General features: G+C 57.2%; 2 protein-coding genes and 1 pseudogene. All 3 read right to left on the reverse strand.

What is annotated here, in order from left to right; translation table 11 throughout:
* Positions 1-144: 144 nt before the first annotated feature.
* Positions 145-597 carry a cupin domain-containing protein gene (locus ACNKID_RS09435; RefSeq protein WP_417913178.1) on the reverse strand — a complete coding sequence of 151 codons (453 nt, stop codon included), beginning with the start codon at positions 595-597 and terminating at the stop codon, positions 145-147.
* Positions 594-2021, reverse strand: a complete 1428-nt coding sequence (locus ACNKID_RS09440; protein ID WP_417913179.1) for an NADH-quinone oxidoreductase subunit N — start codon at positions 2019-2021, stop codon at positions 594-596. Before ACNKID_RS09440 ends, ACNKID_RS09435 begins: the two co-directional genes overlap by 4 nt.
* A gap of 4 nt (positions 2022-2025) precedes the next feature.
* Positions 2026-2348 (reverse strand): annotated as a pseudogene (locus ACNKID_RS09445) (NADH-quinone oxidoreductase subunit M); the annotation flags it as partial.

Genomic DNA, 2348 nt, shown 5'->3' on the forward strand with positions numbered 1-2348 from the left:
CTCCTTCCGCCCGGCATCCGCAAGAAACTTTTCCGTGAACAGCAGAGGTCACAACTTGGGTTGAAACTAATAAAGCCCCTTCCAGCATGTGCCGGAAGGGGCTTTATTGGTTGTTTGAACACGAAAGGCGGGCTTGCTTTCTCTTTATCGGCACTTGCTGGCAAAAAACGAGCTTTCGACCTGCTTCACTGACAGCGGCACGCCTTCTTTCCCGGCGTAAAAGACCAGCAGCTCGGTGTCTTCAGCAAATATGCCTTTGTGCCATGTGTTCGACACCTCGATGAGAGCTTCTCCAGCCTTGAACAGCCTGCTTTTGCCAGCTGAAGAAGTGACCACCTTGACGCTGCCCTTCAGCACATAGCCAGCTATCGGCACCGGATGGCAATGCACCGGCAGCTCAACCTCTTTACCGTCCGTCTTGACAGTGATGCGCTGCACAGTCATCTCCGGCTGTCCCTGCGGATAGGCGAACGCGCCGCCATCCCAGCTTGTTGAGCCTTTTTGAAGAATAGCAGAGCTGATCTTGTCCGCCGCTGAAGCCGGACTGCGCAGCAGCACTGCCGCCGCGCTGAGGAGAAGGAGAGCTTTCGTTTTCATCCGGCCACCGCCAAGATATCGCCGCTGATTGACGGCAGGATGCCTGCCAACAACATTGCCGCAGTCAGCAGGAAAAGGCTGATGAACTGCACGCCGTCCAGCTCCAGCGGTTTCCGCGCAGTCTCTGGCTCAATGATATAGGCTTCTTTCACCAGCAGCAGGTAGTAATACAGGGATATAGTGGAATTAAGGGCGGCGAAAACCACCATCGCATAATATCCCTGTTTAGCCGCAGCGGCGAAAAGGAAGAACTTGCCCATGAAACCCGCCAAAGGAGGAATTCCAGCCAGCGAGAAGGCGGTGAGCATCAGCACCGCAGCCAGCACCGGGTTGTTTTTGCCCAAGCCTTGCAGACCGCTGCGCTGCTCGTCCCCGTCGCGGCCAATTGCGGCAAGGATAAAGAAGATGGCGTAGTTGGCCGCAGCATAGACGAAGAGATAGAAGATGATCGAAGAGCGGGCTATGCCTGCCGTGCCGCTCAGAGCCATGATGATATATCCGGCCTGAGCGATGGAAGAGTAGGCCATGAAGCGGCGCAGCCGTTCCTGCTTGAGTGCGCCGAGATTGCCCACGGTCATGGTGGCGGCAGCGAGAATCAAAATGACCGGTTGGAGCTGGTTATGCAGGGCAGCTAAGGGGCCGTAGAGCAAGGCGAGGAGAAAGGCGATTGCCACTGCCTTGGAAGAGACAGAGATAAAGGCTGTGACCGGAGTTGGTGCGCCATCATAGACATCCGGTGCCCACATATGGAAGGGGAAAACGGTCAGCTTGAAGCCGATGGCGGCCAGAACAAAGAGCACGCCCAAGCGGAGCAGCGGTTCGCTGGGATTGGCGGCGCAGGCTTTCGCCAGAGCATCAAAGCTGACCGACCCTGCCGCGCCGTAGAGGAAGGACATGCCGAAAAGCATCAGGCCGGTTGAGACCGCGCCCATTATCATGTACTTGGTTGAGGCTTCCAGCGACAGCGCGTCTTCCTTGTAGAAACCGCTGAGGATGTAGAGCGGGATCGCGGACAGCTCTATGCCGATGAACAGGGTCAGCAGGTCGGTGGCGGAAACCACAGTGAACATGCCGCAGGTGCAAAGCAGAATGATGGTCAGGAACTCGCTGCGGTGCCGGAGCGTGCCCCGCTTGTTGTCGCCCGGCGTGAAATACGGCCCGGAGAGCAGCACGGTGAAGAGCGCGGAGAGCACAAAGACCTGCTTGAACAGCAGCGCGGTGCCGCTGACTAAATAGCCGCCCGGATACAGCACCGTCTGATCATACGGCAGGCGCAGCAGGACAACGAAGATGGCGCAGAGTCCCAGCCAAGCAAAATGAAACGGCGCGGTCGAGGTCAGGTTGACTTTACCTCGGTACAGATCATAGCCCATGATCAGGGCGGCCAGCAGGACAAGGAGGATATCCGGCAAGAGGAGTTTCATGGGATTAACGCATCAGGTTGTTGTAAATGGGATGCACCGCGCCGTTGACCAGCTCGACAATCCAGCCGGGCAGGATGCCCATGGCGAAGAGACAGAAGAGCAGGATCGTCACCGGGATTTTTTCAATCAGAGAGGCATCGGTCAGGGTCTTGTAATGGTCGGAAATCGGCCCGTTGACCAAACCATTGACCGCCCGCAGAACATAGACCGCTGTCACCACAATGGAGAGCACGGCCAGCACCGTGCAGAAGCGGTAGAGCGGCGCAGGATTGGCAAAGGCACCGACAAAGACGTTGGCCTCAGCGACAAAACCCGATAAACCAGGCA

The organism is Candidatus Electronema sp. TJ, from assembly GCF_048287355.1.
Lineage (GTDB): Bacteria > Desulfobacterota > Desulfobulbia > Desulfobulbales > Desulfobulbaceae > Electronema.

Coding starts and splice junctions, on each gene's coding strand:
- ACNKID_RS09440 (WP_417913179.1), bottom strand. CDS start 2,021: ATGAAACTCCTCTTGCCGGATATCCTCCTTGTCCTGCTGGCCGCCCTG.
- ACNKID_RS09435 (WP_417913178.1), bottom strand. CDS start 597: ATGAAAACGAAAGCTCTCCTTCTCCTCAGCGCGGCGGCAGTGCTGCTG.